We start from the raw sequence: 16,879 nt of genomic DNA on the forward strand, positions 1-16,879 counted from the left end.
GTCTGTGGTGATTGTGTGAAGCCCATTCGCGGGACAAGCCCGCTCCTACAGGATCTGCGCAAATCCTGTAGGAGCGGGCTCGCCCCGCGAAGAGGCCTCAACTGATGCGCCGCACCGGCAGCCACAACCTCACCCGCACACCGCCTTCAACGTTATCCACAGCCAAAGTGCCACCGTGCAACTGCATCACTTCCTCGACAAAATTCAGCCCCAACCCGGTGCTCTTGCGCCCGCTGCCCGGCCGTGGCAGCGAGTAAAAACGCTCACTCACCCGCCCAATCGCATACGGCGGAATCGCCTCGCCCTGATTGAACAGACTCAATGCCACACGCTCCCCCGCCTGCTCCAGCTCGAACAGCAACGCGCCACCCGCCGGGGTGAAATCCAGCGCGTTCTCCAGCAGGTTGGCCAACGCCTGGCGCATCAGGAACGGATCACAGCGCAAGCGCAGCGCCATCGGCACCCGCTGGCGGACCTGCAACCCGGCGCTTTCGATCCGCGCCCCATGGGTCAGCAGCAACTCGTCGACCAAGGCCGCCAACGCCACTTCCTGCTCATCCTCCAGCGCCTGCATCTGCTCGACCTGGGCCAGGTTGAGCAGGCGCTCGATCATCTGCTGCAACCGCCCGCTTTCGCGTTCGATGTTGCTCGCAAAGCGCACCCGCTGCTCCGGCGGCATGTCGCCCTGAAGCAGCTCCGAGGCACCACGAATCGCTGCCAACGGGCTCTTTAGCTCATGGGTCAGGGTGTGCACGTAACGCTCTACATAAGCCTTGCCGGCAAGCTCGGTGCGCATCCGCTCCACCGCCGTCGCCAGTTGGCCAAGCTCACCGCCCTTGTAATGCGGCAGGGCGGCGCGCTCGCCCTCGCTGACTGCCTGGGCGTAATGGGTCAGCCGGCGCAACGAGCGCGCCAGCCACCATGACAACAAGGCGCCAACCAGCAGGCCGAGCACGATCAAACCCAGGCCAAGGTTGAGCAGGCGCCGTTCGGCGCGGTCGATGTACGGCTGCAGCGAGCTGTTCGGCTTGGCCACGGTGACCACGCCGATGATCTTGCCGGCGTCCATGATCGGCGCGGCAACGTGCATCACCGAGGTGTTCTCATCCTCCGGATCGCTGCGTGACGAGCGCGCGCCATACTGGCCCTGCAGGGTCAGGTAGACGTCGTTCCAGCGCGAATAATCCTGGCCCAGATCGTGGCCCGCAGAGTCGAGCAGGACAATGCCCTTGGCGTCGGTGACATAGACGCGGTGGCTGACCTGGTTTTTCGCCAGGCCCCAGATCTGCGCGCCTGGACGGCGCTGGCCATAGGACTCAAGCAACTGCGGCAAGCGGCTTTGACCGAGGGTGCCGGCTTTGACGTCATCACGCAGAATTTCCGCGAGCAGGTTGGCCGTGTCTACCAAGGTCTCCTCGGACGACTGGCGCACCACCGGGCGGATCTGTTCGCGCACGGTGTTGAGCAAGAAGTAGCCCGACAGCCCGACAAACAGGAAGTACACCAGAAAGATGCGGATCCCCAGCCGCATTCAGGCGTGCTCCGGGCTGTAGCTGTAGCCCAGGCCACGGTGGGTCTGGATTGGCTCGGCATGGGCAGCCACCACGCGCAGCTTGGCCCGCAGGCTCTTGATGTGGCTGTCGATGGTGCGCTCGTAACCCGAGTCGCCGGCCACGCCCAGCGCGTCGAGCAACTGCTCACGGCTGAACACCCGTTGCGGTTGTTCCAGAAGGCACTGCAGCAGGCGGAACTCGTGGCGGGTCAGCACCAGCGAGGTGCCCCGGTAGACGATCTGCATGCGCAGGGTGTCGAGCTGGAAGGGGTTATCAGCGCTGACCGGCTCGGCGCGTGGCGCCATGCGCTTGAGGATCGCCCGCACCCGCGCGGCCACTTCGCGGGGGCTGAACGGTTTGACCACGTAATCGTCGGCACCGATCTCCAGGCCCAGCACCCGATCGATCTCGGCGTCGCGGGCGCTGAGAAACATCACCGGCACTTCGCTGAAGCGGCGTAGCTGGCGGCAGGTTTCAAAGCCACTGATGTCGGGCAGGCCGATGTCGAGAATGACCAGGTCGGCCGGCTGCAGGCGCTGGCGCTCGACGGCAGCGCTACCCAGGGTCACCCACTCGGTGCTGTGGCCGTCGGCTTGCAGGGCGTAGATCAGGGTGTCGGCGATGGCGGATTCATCTTCGACGATGAGGATATGGGGCATTCTTGGCGACAAGCCTCAAGCTGCAAGCTTCAGTAGAAGCGGATCGCGTGAACTTACACCGATCCGCTGTTTCTTGCAGCTTGTGGCTCGCAGCTTGAAGCGGCTCCGTCAGCAGTCAGGCTTGCCAGCGGTAAACCTGCGCGCCGGGTTCACCGCCGCCTTGAACTCGCGCAATGCCTTGGCGCCAATCAGCAACGGATAATTGAAGCTGCTGCGGTCCGTCAGGTTGACCTCGACGGTGCGCTTCTCATCGCCCAGGCACAGCTCCAGGTCGACCACCGGCCGGCGTGCCGCCTCAGCGCTGTCGCCTTCGTCATCGTCCTCGTCGGCGCGGCTCTTGATCTTGCTGATGCGCGCAACCTTGTGCTCGTAGACCTTGCCGTCGGCATCCTTGGTTGCCAGCTTGAAGCGCACCCAGTCCTCGCCATCACGGGTAAAGCGCTCGATATCCTTGGCCGACAACGAGGCTGTCAGCGCACCGGTGTCCATCTTGGCCTTGAGCGTTTCACCGCCGATCTCCGGCAGGCTGATGTACTCGTAGCGACCATACAGGGTCGGCTCGGCGGCCATGACCGGCAGGGCGAGCAGCGATAACAGGGCAAGCAGTGGTTTCACGGGCTAACTTCCTTGAGACGGGACAGTGCTTAGACTGCACAAGCGCGATAGGTTCGTCGCAAGAGCTTATCCAACATAATGTGAAACATTTGTCCCGGTCGTAGGCCATTGGAAGTTTGGCGTAGGCCATAACCCCACTTATCATTGTCGACCGCTTATTTCACACAACAAGAGTCTCTTTATGCGTCGCCTGCTGACCGGCATCCTCACAACCATTCTGCTATTGCTCAACACCGTGGTGATGATCTGCCCGCTGATGGTCTTCGCCCTGCTCAAGCTGGTGCTGCCGGGCCGAGGCCGTGACTATGCATCTGCAGGCGTGATGTGGATGGCCGAAACCTGGTCGGAGATCGACAAGGTCATCTTCGCCCTGTGCATTCCTACCCAATGGGACATCCGCGGCGTCGACAGGCTGCGCCAGGACACCTCTTACCTGTGTGTGAGCAATCACCAGAGCTGGGTCGATATCCCCGCACTGATCGAAAGCCTCAACCGGCGGGTACCGTTCTTCAAGTTCTTTCTCAAGAAGGAGCTGATCTGGGTGCCGCTGCTGGGCCTGGCCTGGTGGGGCCTGGATTACCCGTTCATGAAGCGCTACAGCAAGGCGTTTCTGGCCAAGCACCCGGAGCTGAAGGGCAAGGACCTGGAAATCACCAAGGCCGCCTGCGAACTGTTCAAGCGCCAGCCGGTGACCGTGGTCAATTACCTCGAAGGCACGCGCTTTACCGAGGCCAAGCGTCTTCAGCAGCAATCACCGTACAAGTACCTGCTCAAGCCCAAGGCCGGTGGCGTGGCATTCGTGCTGGCGGCGTTGGGCGAGCAGCTCGACGCACTGCTGGATGTCACTATTGTTTACCCAGGCGACAAGGCACCGGGCTTCTGGGCCCTGCTCAATGGCAGCATCAGCCGGGTGATTATCGACATTCGCGTGCATGAGCTGGATCCGGCGTTGTGGGCGGGCGACTACGAGAACGACCCGGTGTTTCGCGAGAAGGTACAAGCCTGGGTGAACCAGCTGTGGGTCGAGAAGGATCAGCGCATCGAGCAATTGCGCGCCGAGCTGCGTTGAGATCTGCGGAGGCTGATCCGGCCTCTTCGCGGGGCAAGCCCGCTCCTACAGGATTTGCGCAAACCACCCCACAAAACCCCGATTAAAATCCAGACTTATAATCGGAATAAGCAATTCTTTGTTTGTCATCATCCATGCAGATGGATAAAAATCGATCAACAACTACAAAAACGCCGGGATCGATCGATGGCTAACAAACCGTGCTCTGCTGCCCAGGCAGCCCCCGCTCAACTTCGCCGCGTCCTCGGCCTACCCGCCCTGGTGTTCTTCGGCCTGGTGTACATGGTCCCACTGACCATCTTCACCACCTACGGCATCGTCACCGAACTCACCGGTGGCCGCACCGCCGGCGCCTATCTGGTAACCCTGCTGGCGATGCTGTTCACCGCCACTTCCTACAGCTTCATGGTCAAACGCTACCCTGTCGCTGGCTCGGCGTACTCCTACACCAACCTGGCCTTCGGCTCCAACATCGGCTTTCTTGCCGGCTGGTCGCTGCTGCTCGACTACCTGTTCATCCCGATGATCAACTACCTGCTGATCGGCTTGTTCCTCAACATCGCCTTCCCGGCCATCCCCGCCTGGAGCATCATGCTCGCCTCGATTGCCCTGGTGACCGTGCTCAACGTGATCGGCATCCACTCGGTGGCCAAAGCGAGCAACCTCATTGTCGGCGCGCAGATCGTCTTCATTGGTGTGTTTGTCGCCCTCTCCTGGCAGACCTTGGGCAGTGGCCAGTCAGTCGACTTCCTCGCGCCACTGCTGGGCGACGGCAGCGCGCCGGGCTTCGCCCCGTTGATGGCGGGCGCGGCTGTGCTGTGCCTGTCGTTTCTCGGTTTCGATGCAGTATCGACCTTGGCCGAAGAAAGCCGCGATGCCCGCCGCGACGTGCCGCGAGCAATCATCCTCACGACCCTCGGCGCCGGCGTACTGTTCACCCTGCTGGCCTATCTCAGCCAATTGGTGTTGCCGGGCAGCAGCTTCGCCAACGTCGATGCCGCCGCCAATGAAGTGATGGCCAAGGCCGGTGGGCAGTTCCTCGCCAACTTCTTCACCGCCGCGTTTGTTGCCGGCAGCCTTGGTTCGGCGCTGGCGTCGCAGGCGGCGGTGTCGCGCATCCTGTTCACCATGGGCCGCGACGGTGTGCTGCCGCAGCGCACCTTCGGCCACTTGTCGCCACGCTTTGGCACGCCGGTGTTCGCCATCCTGCTGGTGTCGGGGTTCTCCCTGCTGGCCTTGGTGATCGATCTCGCCACCCTCGCCTCGCTGATCAGCTTTGGCGCTCTGGTAGCGTTCTCGGCGGTCAACCTGGCGGTGGTGCGTACCCACCTGATGATGGACACCAGCCAGCGCACGCCGCTAGGCCTGCTGCGCTACGGCGTGGTACCGCTGGTTGGGTTAAGCCTGACGCTGTGGCTGTGGACCAGCCTGTCGGCGCTGACCCTGGTGATCGGGCTTTGCTGGTTTGCCTTGGGGCTGGCTTACCTGGCTGTACTCACTGCGGGCTTTCGGCGGCCAATGCGCCTGGTGGATTTCTCCGAAGCTGGGTGAGCCTCAAACCGACGGCGTGGTCGCTGGCAGCGGGGTTGTCCACAGGCTGCCCAGGTTCTGCAGCAGCGACCCGGCGATGCCCTGCTGGCCGAGGTACTGCAGGATCAGCGGGGCGAACTGGCCGATCATGCCGGTATCCATGCCCAAGGCTTTGAAAGCGCTGTCGAGGTCGCTGCGATCTTCGACATTGTTGCCCAGTGCATTGCTCAAGGCCGACTGTTTCTCGCTGTTCTTGCCGAGCAACTCGCCCAGGCCGCTGAGGCCGCCGAGGGCGTTGGCGCCGGAGAGCAGGTCCAGGCCGGGCACTGCCTTGGTCAGCTGACCGTAGTCGTCGCTGCTGAGATTGTTACGCGCCAGACCGAGCATCGCCCCTGCGCCGCCCACGGCCTGTTCGGGGGTGATGTTCAATTCGCTGCCCAGCGTGTTAAGCAGGTTGGCCGACTCGGCGGGGGCCTGCACCTTGCCTTGGGTATTCTGGTTTTGCACCGCGGACACGGCGTTGGCGGCGTCGCTGAGGTTGAAGGCGAACGCTGGCGTGGCGGCCAGGGTCATCAGGGTTGCCAGGGTGAACGCTTTCATCGGGGGGACCTCGTCGGCCGGAATGGCCTGGGAAACGAGGCATTCGACTGGGGGTTTGCAGGTTTGTTCCGGGCCGCGCATCGGGCCTGGGCGGCGGTGGTCTTTTAGCCCTCTATATGGCGTCAATCCTGGGGCTGCTTTGCAGCCCAATCGCGACACAAGGCCACTCCCACACTGGGAATAGCGTACGCAGTCCCCCTGTGGGAGCGGCCTTGTGTCGCGATTGGGCCGCAAAGCGGCCCCGGCTATCTCACGCCAGGCTCAATGCAACTGACTACGGGCAACCTCTATGTCATCCATGATCGCCTTGGCAAACGCACTCAGGTAATCGGCAGCACCGAGAAACTTATGGTCATCCTCCATATCCCCCTCGCGCACCAGATGCTTGATATACCCCAGCAGCACCGACACCTGTTCGTAGGCATATTCAAACGGCACCCCCGGCATCACCCGGAAAATATGGCTGGAATGCTCGCCAACCTCGAAGAAGGTCTCGACGCCAACTGTAACGTCGGCTTTGGGCTCGTCACTCATCACTCACCTCCTTGGCGCCAATGCAGCATGTCGAACACATGCTCGACCAACGCTCGGGCGGTTTCGGTGCAGTGGCCGGCATTGGATAGCAGGTAGAGACCCGGCGAACCGACGTTCGCATGGCAGTAGACGTCAATGGTCGTGGAGACGCCGCGCAGCAGTTCGAGGGCGTGGGCCAGGGCGTCAGGCGGGTATAGCTCGGGGTGGATGGAGGCGTAGATGGGGGTGTTATCAGAGGATGGCGGTGGATCGGGTACGATTTTTTTCATAGTTAGCCATACCGAGGTTAGAGCGCCACCTTTCTGCTTCCACGCATTAAGGCGACAGCTGTACGCGGGGTGGAAGACCAGGCGTATGGCGAACCCGGTAGACCCGAAGGTCTCCCGCGCACAACTGTCATAACGACAGCCATCCAAATAGCCGGGCTTCCACACCCGATCGCTGAATTGTTCAGCGACCCGGTGAGCCTAGAGGGCGAGGATTCCAGGGGCAATCAGACGGCAGTCGACAGAGTGCGTAGGATATTTCCTAGGACTCGGAATGACTACCAAGCTCGCGTCAGAATTTTCGGAAACTGGTCTGGGAATCAGGCGGAGCAAGCGTGCGCGAATGGCGGTAAAAGGCTGCTCGGGCGGCCGAAACTCGCATTTCTCAGATAAATAACATTACTTACCTAGCATTTTTGCCAGTTGTCAAAAATGGCAAAATCTTGGAAAAATCTAAATTCAACACGCCTATATGGATTTGAGAGAGGGATGCCGTATGAACTCGAGACCAAATCAAAACTTTTACCAAAACAACCAATTAGTTACACTGGTAAGCAATGAAAAAAATAAAACTTTATTTCGAGGCGACACCCGTATTCTGGCAGAAATAACCAATGAAAAATCCAATCTTTTAGCGACCGACGTTAACGACTCGATTATTGCCACACCCGGCAACCCTACATGCAATGTCAATTACACGCCTTATGGGCATTCGCTAGCCCTAACCGAGAGACCTCTCACGCTGGGTTTCAACGGTGAAGCATTTATTTATTTGGCAAATGCTTATTTACTGGGCAATGGCTACAGACTCTACAACAACATGCGCTTCAATTCGCCTGATAGCTTGAGCCCCTTTGATGCTGGAGGGAGAAATGCATATTGCTATTGCTTGGGCGACCCCATAAATCATGTCGATCCCTCTGGGCATATGCCTGTGTTAGGGCGCTTGATGCGCAGGCAGCAATTTGCAAAAGCGCTACATCACCATAAGCCCTCATCCCCCTCCTTCATCGAGTCTGCACCACCGTTGTATGACCCCAGTCGCGCGTTACATTCAAGTATTGAACAGCCACCCGCTTATCAGCCTCCTCCCTACTCCCTAAAATTACCGAAAGGCCACAGTCGCCTAATCACGCCTCCTGCCGCCATGACCGAAGATGAATCTAAATTAAGTGCACTGGTTACAACAACTCGCCCCCCTGCGTACCCGCTTCCAAAAGAAACGCCTTCAGTTTCTACCGGCGCGCCTCCCCCGTCTCGCCGGGAGCAGAGAATTGCAGAGCTCGAGCAGAGTCTACGCGTCGCACAAAACAATATTAGCTATATGCGCCGCAGTGGCGGAGTACCAGCAGGAATGATATCCACCCGCGACAATATCAGTTCACAGATTAACCGATTAAGACAAAGTTAAATTAATTGAAAAGCGTGAAACCCATGAGAACTCTACATTTTTATCAAGGCGACAAGCTGGTCACTAACAGAGAAGGCGAAACAACGCGTACAGTGCTACGCGGCGCTGATGTGCCGCTAGCAGAGCTGCACGTGAATGCCACGCCCGGCTCCAGCCTCTTGGCGACCGATAACAACGGCTCTGTGCTCAAGTCGGCCGAAGAAGAAGACGCTGAGTCACACGCCTACTCGGCCTATGGCCACGACCCCACACAGCCCTGCGCAAAGACCCTGCTGGGGTTCAATGGCGAATACTATGATGACGTGATTCAAGGTACCCCATTGGGCAGCAGCTATCGGACGTACAGCGCAACACTCCTGCGATTTCAGACGCCGGACAGTTGGAGCCCTTTTGCGGCAGGAGGTTTGAATACCTATTGCTATTGCCTGGGCGATCCCGTCAATCGGGTCGACCCCACCGGCCATTTGACCGTTGCCGCCTGGCGAGCACCGACGAGGGCCCCCCTTCGCATAGTACGTATGCGTGAACGGCAATTGATGCGAGAAACACTTTATGAGTATGAGCAATTCACACTCAACTTCAATCGAGAGGATGTCATATTCCATCAGAGACTGCTCACCGAGCGGCGAGGGAATTACAGGCTCAATATTCCAGCTAACGCACCTCCGGCGACCACCGCAGCGAGCACCGCACTTGACCCGCTAGCTCAGCGACGCTTGTTGCAAGCCGCACAGCCATTCGATTCGGGAAACAGCCTAGCGCCAAGGTCTGGATCACGCCTGTCACAGCAATCCGGTACCGATTCCTATGATTCCAGCCCACCGAGTAGCCCGGACACCGGTAGAAGACGATTGCCTGCACCGTCGTTGCCGTCGTCTGCCCTACAGGAAATACGCCGTGGATATTTCGATCCAACAGCTCCGCGCCAATAAACAAAACCCCTCACATGAGGGGCTTTGTCTTTTATCTCAGGTTACGCCGCACTAAACGTCTTATGCGGATCAATCACAAACTTCTTCGGCACCCCGGCATCAAACTCGCCATACCCCTCAGGCGCCTGATCCAGGCTGATCACCTGCACGCCCACCACTTCAGCGATATTGATCCGATCCCACATGATCGCCTGCATCAGCTGGCGGTTGTACTTCATGGTTGGGGTCTGGCCGGTGTGGAAACTGTGCGATTTCGCCCAGCCCAGGCCAAAGCGGATGCTCAGCGCGCCGATCTTGGCGGCGGCATCCACCGCGCCCGGGTCTTCGGTCACGTACAGCCCCGGGATACCGATGTTGCCGGCAACGCGGGTCACTTGCATCAGCGAGTTGAGCACGGTGGCCGGCGCTTCATGCTTGGCGCCCTCGTGGCCATGGCCGCGCGCTTCGAAGCCGACGGCGTCAACGGCGCAGTCCACTTCCGGCTCGCCAAGGATGTCGACGATCTGCTCGTGCAGCGGGGTGTCTTTGGACAGGTCTACCACCTCGAAGCCTTGCGACTTGGCGTGCGCCAGGCGGGCCGGGTTGAGGTCGCCGACGATCACGCAGGCGGCGCCCAGCAGCCGTGCCGAAGCAGCAGCAGCCAGCCCGACCGGGCCGGCACCGGCGACGTACACGGTGCTGCCTGGGCCAACGCCGGCAGTCACTGCGCCGTGGTAGCCGGTAGGCAGAATGTCGGACAGGCAAGTCAGGTCACGGATCTTCTCAATGGCCTTGTCGCGATCGGGAAGTTTCAGCAGGTTGAAGTCGGCGTAGGGTACCAGTACGTATTCAGCCTGGCCGCCGGTCCAGTCACCCATGTCGACGTAGCCGTAGGCGCCACCGGCGCGGGCCGGGTTGACGGTGAGGCAGACGCCGGTGTGCATCTCTTTGCACGAGCGGCAGCGGCCGCAGGCAACGTTGAACGGTACCGAGACCAGATCGCCGATTTTCATCCGCTCGACGTCACGGCCCATCTCGATGATTTCACCGGTGATCTCGTGGCCAAGGACCAGGCCGACTTGGGCGGTGGTGCGACCGCGGACCATGTGCTGGTCGGAGCCGCAGATGTTGGTGGAGACCACCTTGAGGATCACGCCGTGCTCGATCTTCTTGCCGCGCGGGTCCTGCATTTTGGGGTAGTCGATGTTCCGCACCTCGACTTTACCGCCGCCGAGATACACCACTCCACGGTTACCAGACATGCTCTTACCTCGCTTGAATTGTACTTATGCAGCGTTGGTTGAAGCGCCGCCATCCATGGGCGGCCATGTGTTACTGGAATGAGGGAATTGTGGGCTTGTGGCGGCGGGAGGCGGTGACTGGAAACGACAGTGACTTGTCAGGGGGCGTCAGGGCGATATTCGACAACCTGTAGCCAGAAGGCTACAATCACGTCATGACGACTAACATCATTCACTCCACCCTCGAGTTTGATGACTGGCTTGACGGCGTGAACGACGCAGAAGGCAAGGCAGCCATTCTGACCCGTATGGATCGGGCCGAAGCGGGTAATTTTGGTGACACCGAGCCGGTCGGTGATGGCGTCAGTGAAATACGCGTGTTCGTTGGCCCCGGCTATCGGGTCTACTACGTGCGCTCTGGGCAATCGAGCTACCTTATGCTTTTTGGTAGTGACAAGTCAGACCAGAAACGCGGCATCAAGCGCGCAAAGGAAATTCTTAACGCTCTGCGAGGTAAAAAGCGATGAGCGATACCCTCAATCATGACGATATGCCCATCCTTGACCTGGACCTGTCCAATACCAAGCGGTTTGAGGCGTCCCGCTTTCTCGATGGCCCAGAAACCATCAGCGCCTACCTTGCGGAGGCGATGAAGGCAAATGACCCGGCCATTCTGATGAAATCACTTGCAGAAGTTGCCAAGGCCAGAGGTGTTAACCAGCTGGCTGCGGATGCAGGCGTAAATAGAGAGTCGTTGTACAAAACGCTAAAAGGCGGCGATAAGACCCGCTTTGATACGGTTCAAAAGCTTCTGTATGCCCTTGGGGTAGAGCTGACTGTCAAGCCATTGAGCCCGCGTCCAGAGCCTTCGAGTGGGCGTCTGCGGGGAGCGTCAAGCCGTGACACATCTGTATCAACAAAATCCCCTGCCCGGCCAGTGAAGAAGCCAATGGCCAAGAAGCCTGACAGCCATGCGAACGCATAGCTTGTAGGTCAGACAGCCGGGGCCGCATTGCGGCCCATCGCAGGACAAGCCAGCTCCTACAGGGACTGTGCAGTCTCAGGAGTGGCGCGGTTGTTTGGGGGATTGCCGGGGCCGCTTTGCGGCCCATCGCAGGACAAGCCAGCTCCTACAGGGACCGGGTAGTCTCAAGGGTGGCGCGGTTGTTTGGGGGATTGCCGGGGCCGCGTTGCGGCCCATCGCAGGACAAGCCGGCGCCTACAGGGACCGTGCAGTCTCAAGGGTGGCGCGGTTGTTTGGGGGATTGCCGGGGCCGCGTTGCGGCCCATCGCAGGAAAAGCCAGCTCCTACAGGGGCCGTGCAGTCTCAGGGGTGGCGCGGTTTTTTGGGGGATTGCCGGGGCCGCTTTGCGGCCCATCGCAGGACAAGCCAGCTCCTACAGGGACCGCGCCGCTCTTGAGACTGCGCGGCCCCTGTAGGAGCTGGCTTGTCCTGCGATGGGCTGCAAAGCAGCCCCAAAATGGTCAGAGCACCACAGTCCGATTGGCGTTAAGGAACACCCGCCGCTCAATGTGATACCCCACCGCCCGCGCCAAGGTCAGGCCTTCAATGTCACGCCCTTTGGCAATCAGGTCTTCGGGATAGTGGCTGTGATCCACCACCTCGACCCCCTGGGCAATGATCGGCCCTTCATCCAGGTCGTTGTTGATGTAGTGCGCCGTGGCGCCAACCATCTTTACGCCCTTGTTGTACGCTTGGTGATACGGCTTGGCACCCTTGAACCCAGGCAGCAACGAGTGATGAATGTTGATCGCCCAGCCATCCAGGCGACGGCACAGTTCAGGCGACAGCACCTGCATGTACCGCGCAAGAATCACCAGTTCAGCACCACTTTCTTCGATCACCTGCAGCACCTTGCGCTCTTGCGCAGGCTTGTCCTTGGGGTCGAGGGCGAAGTGGTAATACGGAATCTTGTGCCAATGCGCCAATGGCTCGAGATCGGGGTGATTAGAGATCACCGCGACCACGTCCATCGCTAGCTGACCAATGCGCTGGCGGTACAACAGGTCGTTCAGGCAGTGGTCGGCCTTGGACACCATGATCACCACCTTGGGGCGGTGATTGGGCGCGGTCAGCTCGAAGGTCATGCCAAACGCATCGCTGCGCTCGGCGAGGCCCGCGCGAAAGCCCACCTCGTCGAAATCGTCCGGCTGGCGGAACTCGACGCGGATGAAAAAGCGCCCCGACAGCCGATCATCGAAGGAGTGGTGCTCCGTCACATAGCAGCGTTGCTCGAAGAGAAAACGCGTCACCACGTCGACGGTACCGAGCATGCTCGGGCAGTCGGCGGTGAGAATCCAGGTATCCGGTGCCCGACTCATGGTGCTCTCCTTAGGCTTCGATGCTCAGACCGTATTCGGCCGAAGCGTCCTGCAGCCACAGCCACCAGTAATCGGCGAAGCTGCGACGAATGACCAGCTCCCAGGTGTCTTCGGCGGTGCGGCGGATCACCAGTTGCGACTTGGCGAACACGGTGCCGACTGCTTTGCCGACCGGGAAATTGTTTGGGTGCACATCGTAGCTGGTGGACTTCATCAGCACGTCGCGCACGTTCGGCCCACGCAGTTCGAGCAGGCTTTGCCCACCGCTGACGTTGACCACCTGCACGTGCAGGCCGTTGAGGGCCTCGCGCAGTTTTTGCTCGACGGCAAACTCCTGGCCACCCGGGACAATCAGCAGCCATTCATCGGGGCCGACCCACTGCAGCGAGGTGTCGCCGGAGGCGACCACGGTCAGGGCTACTGGCAGCTCCAGGCCGAGGGCCTTGTGCACGCCGGCGGCGAAGGCCGCATCGTGGCCGTCGCCACGGAGGGTCAGATGGCCGAGCAGTTTCTTTTCCCGCAGGGTCACGCCCGCGTTCTTGCGGCCCTTGCCAACCAGGCTGGCGAGGTCTGCATGGTGCAGCGGCGTCTGTGCCTTGGCTTCGGCGCCGGGGTTTTGCTGGAAGACGTTGATAGCGCTCATGTGTTACCTGCCTTGAATTCTGTTGTTCTGAGCGACGCCGAACCTGTAGGAGCGGGCTTGTCCCGCGAATGGGCCGGTGAGGCCAACATCGCATTCGCGGGGCAAGCCCGCTCCTACAGGGTTCAGCGCTGCCTTCCAGTGCTTACACGTTCTGCCGCTCACCCTTCGGATCGAAGAACACCGAAGAGACGATCTCCGCTTCGATCACGCTGCCATCGGCCTGCGGCGAATAGACCCGCTCGCCCATGCGCTTGAGGCCACCCTTGACCACACCCATGGCGAACGAATAGCCCAGGGAGTTGGCGGCGTAGCTGGAGGTGACGTGGCCGACCATGTCCATCGGGATCGGTTGCTTGGGATCGAATACCAACTGGGCGCCTTCCGGCAGCCACTTCTGCGGATCGACCGGTTTCAGGCCCACCAGTTGCTTGCGGTCTTCGCGCAGGCAGTCTTCGCGGTTCATGCCACGCAGGCCGATCCACGAGTACGGCTTGTTGCGGCCCACGCACCAGCTCATGTTCAAGTCGTCGGCGTTCATCGAGCCATCGGTGTCCTGGCCAACGATGATGAAGCCCTTCTCGGCACGCAGCACGTGCATGGTCTCGGTGCCGTACGGGGTCAGGTTGAACTGCTTGCCGGCCTCGACGATCTTTTCCAGCACACCCATGGCGTAGTTGGCCTGGACGTTGACTTCGTACGACAGCTCACCGGTGAAGGAGATACGGAACACCCGCGCCGGGACGCCGCCGACGTTGCCTTCCTTCCAGCTCATGAACGGGAACGACTCTTTGTCCAGGTCGATGTCACTGATCTGCTCGAGCAGCTTGCGGCTGTTCGGGCCGGACAGGGTCATGGTCGCCCAGTGGTCGGTGACCGAGGTGAAGTACACCTTGAGCTCCGGCCATTCGGTCTGGTGGTACAGCTCCAGCCACTGCAGGACGCGCGCGGCGCCGCCGGTGGTGGTGGTCATGATGAAGTGGTTGTCGGCGACGCAGGCGGTGACGCCGTCGTCGAAGACCATGCCGTCTTCCTTGCACATCAGGCCGTAGCGGGCCTTGCCCACGTCGAGCTTGGTCCAGGCGTTGGTGTACACGCGATTGAGGAACTCACGCGCATCGGCGCCCTGGATGTCGATCTTGCCCAGGGTAGAGGCATCGAGCAGGCCGACGCTGTCGCGCACTGCCTTGCACTCACGCGCCACCGCGGCATGGATGTCTTCACCTGGCTTAGGGAAGTACCACGGACGTTTCCACTGACCGACGTCTTCGAACTCGGCGCCATTCTTCACGTGCCAGGCATGCAGGGCGGTGAAGCGCACGGGCTCGAACAGGTGACCACAGTGACGACCGGCTACGGCGCCGAAGGTCACCGGGGTGTAGTTCGGGCGGAACATGGTGGTGCCCATTTCCGGGATGCTGATGCCGATCGAACGGGCGGCAATTGCCAGGCCGTTGACGTTGCCCAGCTTGCCCTGGTCGGTACCGAAGCCCAGCGCGGTGTAGCGCTTGACGTGTTCGACCGACTCGAAGCCTTCACGGGTGGCCAGCTCGATGCCGGCGGCAGTCACGTCGTTCTGTTGATCGACGAACTGTTTCGGGCCCTTGGTGCCTTTATCGTGCGGCACCTGGAACAGCGCCACGGTGGCCTCTTCCTTGCGCTGAACGGTTTTCGGCAAGGTGCCGGTGGTGGCCTTGAAGCCGGCTTCGCTGGCTGCGCGCACGCCGCCTTCGAAGCCGTCGGCGAGCACGTCGCCAAGCGGGTAGACGCCGTTCACGCCACCAACGCAGACGCGTTTTTGCGGTGCTTCGCCCGGCACGAAACCGAGGATATCTTCACGCCACACCGGGCGACCGCCCAGGTGCGAGGCGAGGTGGACGATCGGGCTGTAGCCGCCGGAGGTAGCGATCAGGTCGCACTCGAGGGTTTCGCCCGGGCTGGTGACCTTGAATGCTTGCACGTCGATGGCGGCAACGCGGGCACCGGTTACATGCTTGGTGCCTTTGGCCTCGACCACAGCGCTCGAGGTGAGGATGCGGATGCCTTTTGCACGGGCTTCCTCGACCAGCGAACCGCGTGGGTTGTGGCGGGCATCGGCAATGGCGACCACTTGCAGGCCGGCGTCATGCCAGTCCAGCGCGGTACGGTAGGCGTGATCGTTGTTGGTCGACAGCACCAGCTTGCGACCAGGCGCCACGCCATAGCGACGGACGTAGGTCGACACCGCACCGGCGAGCATGTTGCCCGGCACATCGTTGTTGCCGTACACCAGCGGACGCTCGTGGGCGCCAGCGGCCAGCACGACCTGCTTGGCCCGCACGCGGTGCACGCGTTGACGCACCTGGCCGATCGGCGCGCGGTCACCGAGGTGATCGGTCAGACGCTCGTGAATGGTCAGGAAGTTATGGTCGTGGTAGCCGTTGACCGTGGCGCGTGGCAGCAGGGTCACTTCCGGCAGGCCTTGCAGCTCGGCCAGGGTGGCAGCAACCCAGTCGGCGGCTGGCTTGCCGTCGAGGGTCTCGCGAGTGTCCAGCAGGCTGCCACCGAACTCTTCCTGTTCGTCAGCGAGGATGACCCGGGCACCGCTGCGGCCAGCGGCCAGAGCTGCAGCCAGGCCGGCAGGGCCGCCACCGACGATCAGCACGTCGCAGTGCTGGCTCATGTAGTCATAGCTGTCCGGGTCGTTCTGCAGCGGCGCACGGCCCAGGCCGGCGGCTTTACGGATGTACTTCTCGTAGGTCATCCAGAACGATTTCGGGTACATGAAGGTTTTGTAGTAGAAACCCGGCGGCATCATGCTGCCGCCCACCTTGCCGAGGATGCCCATGACGTCGTTGTTGACGTTCGGCCAGCCGTTGGTGCTGGTGGCGACCAGGCCTGCGTACAGCGCCTGTTGCGTGGCGCGCACGTTGGGGATCTGGGTGGCTTCGCTGGAGCCGATCTGCAGGATCGCGTTCGGCTCTTCGGTACCGGCGGCAATGATGCCGCGCGGACGCGAATACTTGAAGCTGCGGCCGACGATGTCGACACCGTTGGCGAGCAGCGCGGCGGCCAGGCTGTCACCGGCATAACCCTGGTAGGTCTTGCCGTTGAAGGTGAAGTTCAGGACCTTGCTGCGGTCAACACGGCCGCCGCTGGCGAGGCGATAGGTCTGGCTCATACTTTTTCCCCCTGGCCTTTGACAGTCGACGCACCGGCACTCAGTTTGCCGTTGGCGGTGACCTGCGGCTTCTCGCCGATCTTGTAGGTTTCCAGAATTTCGTAGGTCACGGTGTCACGGGTGACGTTGAAGTACTGGCGGCAACCGGCGACGTGATCCCACAGCTCGTGGTGAATGCCACGCGGGTTGTCGCGGAAGAACATGTAAGTGCCCCACTCTTCGTCGGAGCAGGCAGCCGGGTCCAGCGGGCGGGCGATGTGCGCCTGGCCTGAGGCATGGAACTCTTCTTCGGAGCGCAGCTCGCCGCAGTGGGGACAGAAAATATGCAACATGACGATTGTCTCCGA

Annotated in this window: 16 protein-coding genes and 1 pseudogene; 6 read left to right on the top strand and 11 right to left on the bottom strand. The window is 61.0% G+C overall.

From position 1 onward, the window contains the following. Nucleotides 1-97: 97 nt before the first annotated feature. The 3 genes from creC to J3B00_RS00555 all read right to left on the bottom strand — a co-directional run bounded on the left by creC (nt 98) and on the right by J3B00_RS00555 (nt 2,827). Nucleotides 98-1,531 (bottom strand): two-component system sensor histidine kinase CreC, encoded by a 1,434-nt coding sequence (gene creC, locus J3B00_RS00545; protein WP_209862011.1) that lies wholly within the window; start codon nt 1,529-1,531, stop codon nt 98-100. Continuing rightward, a complete protein-coding gene (gene creB, locus J3B00_RS00550; RefSeq protein WP_209862014.1) occupies nt 1,532-2,212 on the bottom strand; it encodes a two-component system response regulator CreB in 681 nt (226 codons plus the stop codon). A 108-nt stretch (nt 2,213-2,320) separates the two neighbouring features. After that, nucleotides 2,321-2,827: an ATP-dependent zinc protease gene (locus J3B00_RS00555; RefSeq protein WP_209862016.1), complete on the bottom strand. Its 507-nt coding sequence runs from the start codon at nt 2,825-2,827 to the stop codon at nt 2,321-2,323. 181 nt (nt 2,828-3,008) lie between these two features. Here J3B00_RS00555 and J3B00_RS00560 point away from each other — a divergent pair, with 181 nt between their 5' ends. Together J3B00_RS00560 and J3B00_RS00565 are read left to right on the top strand one after the other, a co-directional pair. Next, nucleotides 3,009-3,896, top strand: a complete 888-nt coding sequence (locus J3B00_RS00560; RefSeq protein WP_209862019.1) for an acyltransferase — start codon at nt 3,009-3,011, stop codon at nt 3,894-3,896. A gap of 186 nt (nt 3,897-4,082) precedes the next feature. Next, complete coding sequence (locus J3B00_RS00565) at nt 4,083-5,447, top strand: APC family permease (protein WP_209862022.1); 1,365 nt, start codon at nt 4,083-4,085, stop codon at nt 5,445-5,447. 3 nt (nt 5,448-5,450) lie between these two features. Here J3B00_RS00565 and J3B00_RS00570 read toward each other — a convergent pair whose 3' ends face one another. The 3 genes from J3B00_RS00570 to J3B00_RS00580 all read right to left on the bottom strand — a co-directional run bounded on the left by J3B00_RS00570 (nt 5,451) and on the right by J3B00_RS00580 (nt 6,829). Then, the gene (locus J3B00_RS00570) at nt 5,451-6,026 is read right to left on the bottom strand and encodes a DUF2780 domain-containing protein (RefSeq protein WP_209862025.1); all 576 of its coding nucleotides are present in this window, start codon (nt 6,024-6,026) and stop codon (nt 5,451-5,453) included. A 261-nt stretch (nt 6,027-6,287) separates the two neighbouring features. Then, nucleotides 6,288-6,560 (bottom strand): DUF3077 domain-containing protein, encoded by a 273-nt coding sequence (locus tag J3B00_RS00575; protein WP_209862028.1) that lies wholly within the window; start codon nt 6,558-6,560, stop codon nt 6,288-6,290. Then, nucleotides 6,560-6,829, bottom strand: coding sequence for a hypothetical protein (locus tag J3B00_RS00580; protein WP_209862030.1), 270 nt, complete (start codon nt 6,827-6,829; stop codon nt 6,560-6,562). The genes J3B00_RS00575 and J3B00_RS00580 overlap by 1 nt, the downstream gene beginning before the upstream one ends. 493 nt (nt 6,830-7,322) lie before the next feature. Between J3B00_RS00580 and J3B00_RS00585 the strand changes: the two genes are divergently transcribed. Both J3B00_RS00585 and J3B00_RS00590 read left to right on the top strand, forming a co-directional pair. Next, a complete protein-coding gene (locus tag J3B00_RS00585; protein ID WP_245362457.1) occupies nt 7,323-8,237 on the top strand; it encodes an RHS repeat-associated core domain-containing protein in 915 nt (304 codons plus the stop codon). 14 nt (nt 8,238-8,251) lie between these two features. Continuing rightward, nucleotides 8,252-9,169 carry an RHS repeat-associated core domain-containing protein gene (locus tag J3B00_RS00590; RefSeq protein WP_348635977.1) on the top strand — a complete coding sequence of 306 codons (918 nt, stop codon included), beginning with the start codon at nt 8,252-8,254 and terminating at the stop codon, nt 9,167-9,169. 41 nt (nt 9,170-9,210) lie between these two features. Here J3B00_RS00590 and fdhA read toward each other — a convergent pair whose 3' ends face one another. Beyond that, nucleotides 9,211-10,410 carry a formaldehyde dehydrogenase, glutathione-independent gene (gene fdhA, locus J3B00_RS00595; RefSeq protein WP_209862036.1) on the bottom strand — a complete coding sequence of 400 codons (1,200 nt, stop codon included), beginning with the start codon at nt 10,408-10,410 and terminating at the stop codon, nt 9,211-9,213. A 194-nt stretch (nt 10,411-10,604) separates the two neighbouring features. On the opposite strand from fdhA, the gene J3B00_RS00600 reads away from it, so the two are divergent. Both J3B00_RS00600 and J3B00_RS00605 read left to right on the top strand, forming a co-directional pair. Beyond that, complete coding sequence (locus J3B00_RS00600; RefSeq protein WP_209862039.1) at nt 10,605-10,916, top strand: type II toxin-antitoxin system RelE/ParE family toxin; 312 nt, start codon at nt 10,605-10,607, stop codon at nt 10,914-10,916. Next, nucleotides 10,913-11,239 (top strand): annotated as a pseudogene (locus J3B00_RS00605) (addiction module antidote protein); the annotation flags it as partial. The gene J3B00_RS00600 and the pseudogene J3B00_RS00605, both read left to right, overlap by 4 nt. A gap of 635 nt (nt 11,240-11,874) precedes the next feature. On the opposite strand, the gene purU reads toward J3B00_RS00605, so the two are convergent. From purU to J3B00_RS00625, 4 genes are all read right to left on the bottom strand, one after another. After that, nucleotides 11,875-12,732: a formyltetrahydrofolate deformylase gene (gene purU / locus J3B00_RS00610; RefSeq protein ID WP_209862048.1), complete on the bottom strand. Its 858-nt coding sequence runs from the start codon at nt 12,730-12,732 to the stop codon at nt 11,875-11,877. A 10-nt stretch (nt 12,733-12,742) separates the two neighbouring features. Next, on the bottom strand, nt 12,743-13,375 hold the full coding sequence (gene soxG, locus J3B00_RS00615; protein WP_209862052.1) for a sarcosine oxidase subunit gamma family protein: 633 nt from the start codon (nt 13,373-13,375) through the stop codon (nt 12,743-12,745). 142 nt (nt 13,376-13,517) lie between these two features. Continuing rightward, nucleotides 13,518-16,532 carry a sarcosine oxidase subunit alpha gene (locus J3B00_RS00620; RefSeq protein ID WP_209862055.1) on the bottom strand — a complete coding sequence of 1,005 codons (3,015 nt, stop codon included), beginning with the start codon at nt 16,530-16,532 and terminating at the stop codon, nt 13,518-13,520. After that, nucleotides 16,529-16,864: a sarcosine oxidase subunit delta gene (locus tag J3B00_RS00625; RefSeq protein ID WP_209862058.1), complete on the bottom strand. Its 336-nt coding sequence runs from the start codon at nt 16,862-16,864 to the stop codon at nt 16,529-16,531. Before J3B00_RS00625 ends, J3B00_RS00620 begins: the two co-directional genes overlap by 4 nt. Nucleotides 16,865-16,879 lie beyond the last annotated feature (15 nt).

Source organism: Pseudomonas sp. BP8 (genome assembly GCF_017875955.1).
Taxonomy (GTDB): domain Bacteria; phylum Pseudomonadota; class Gammaproteobacteria; order Pseudomonadales; family Pseudomonadaceae; genus Aquipseudomonas.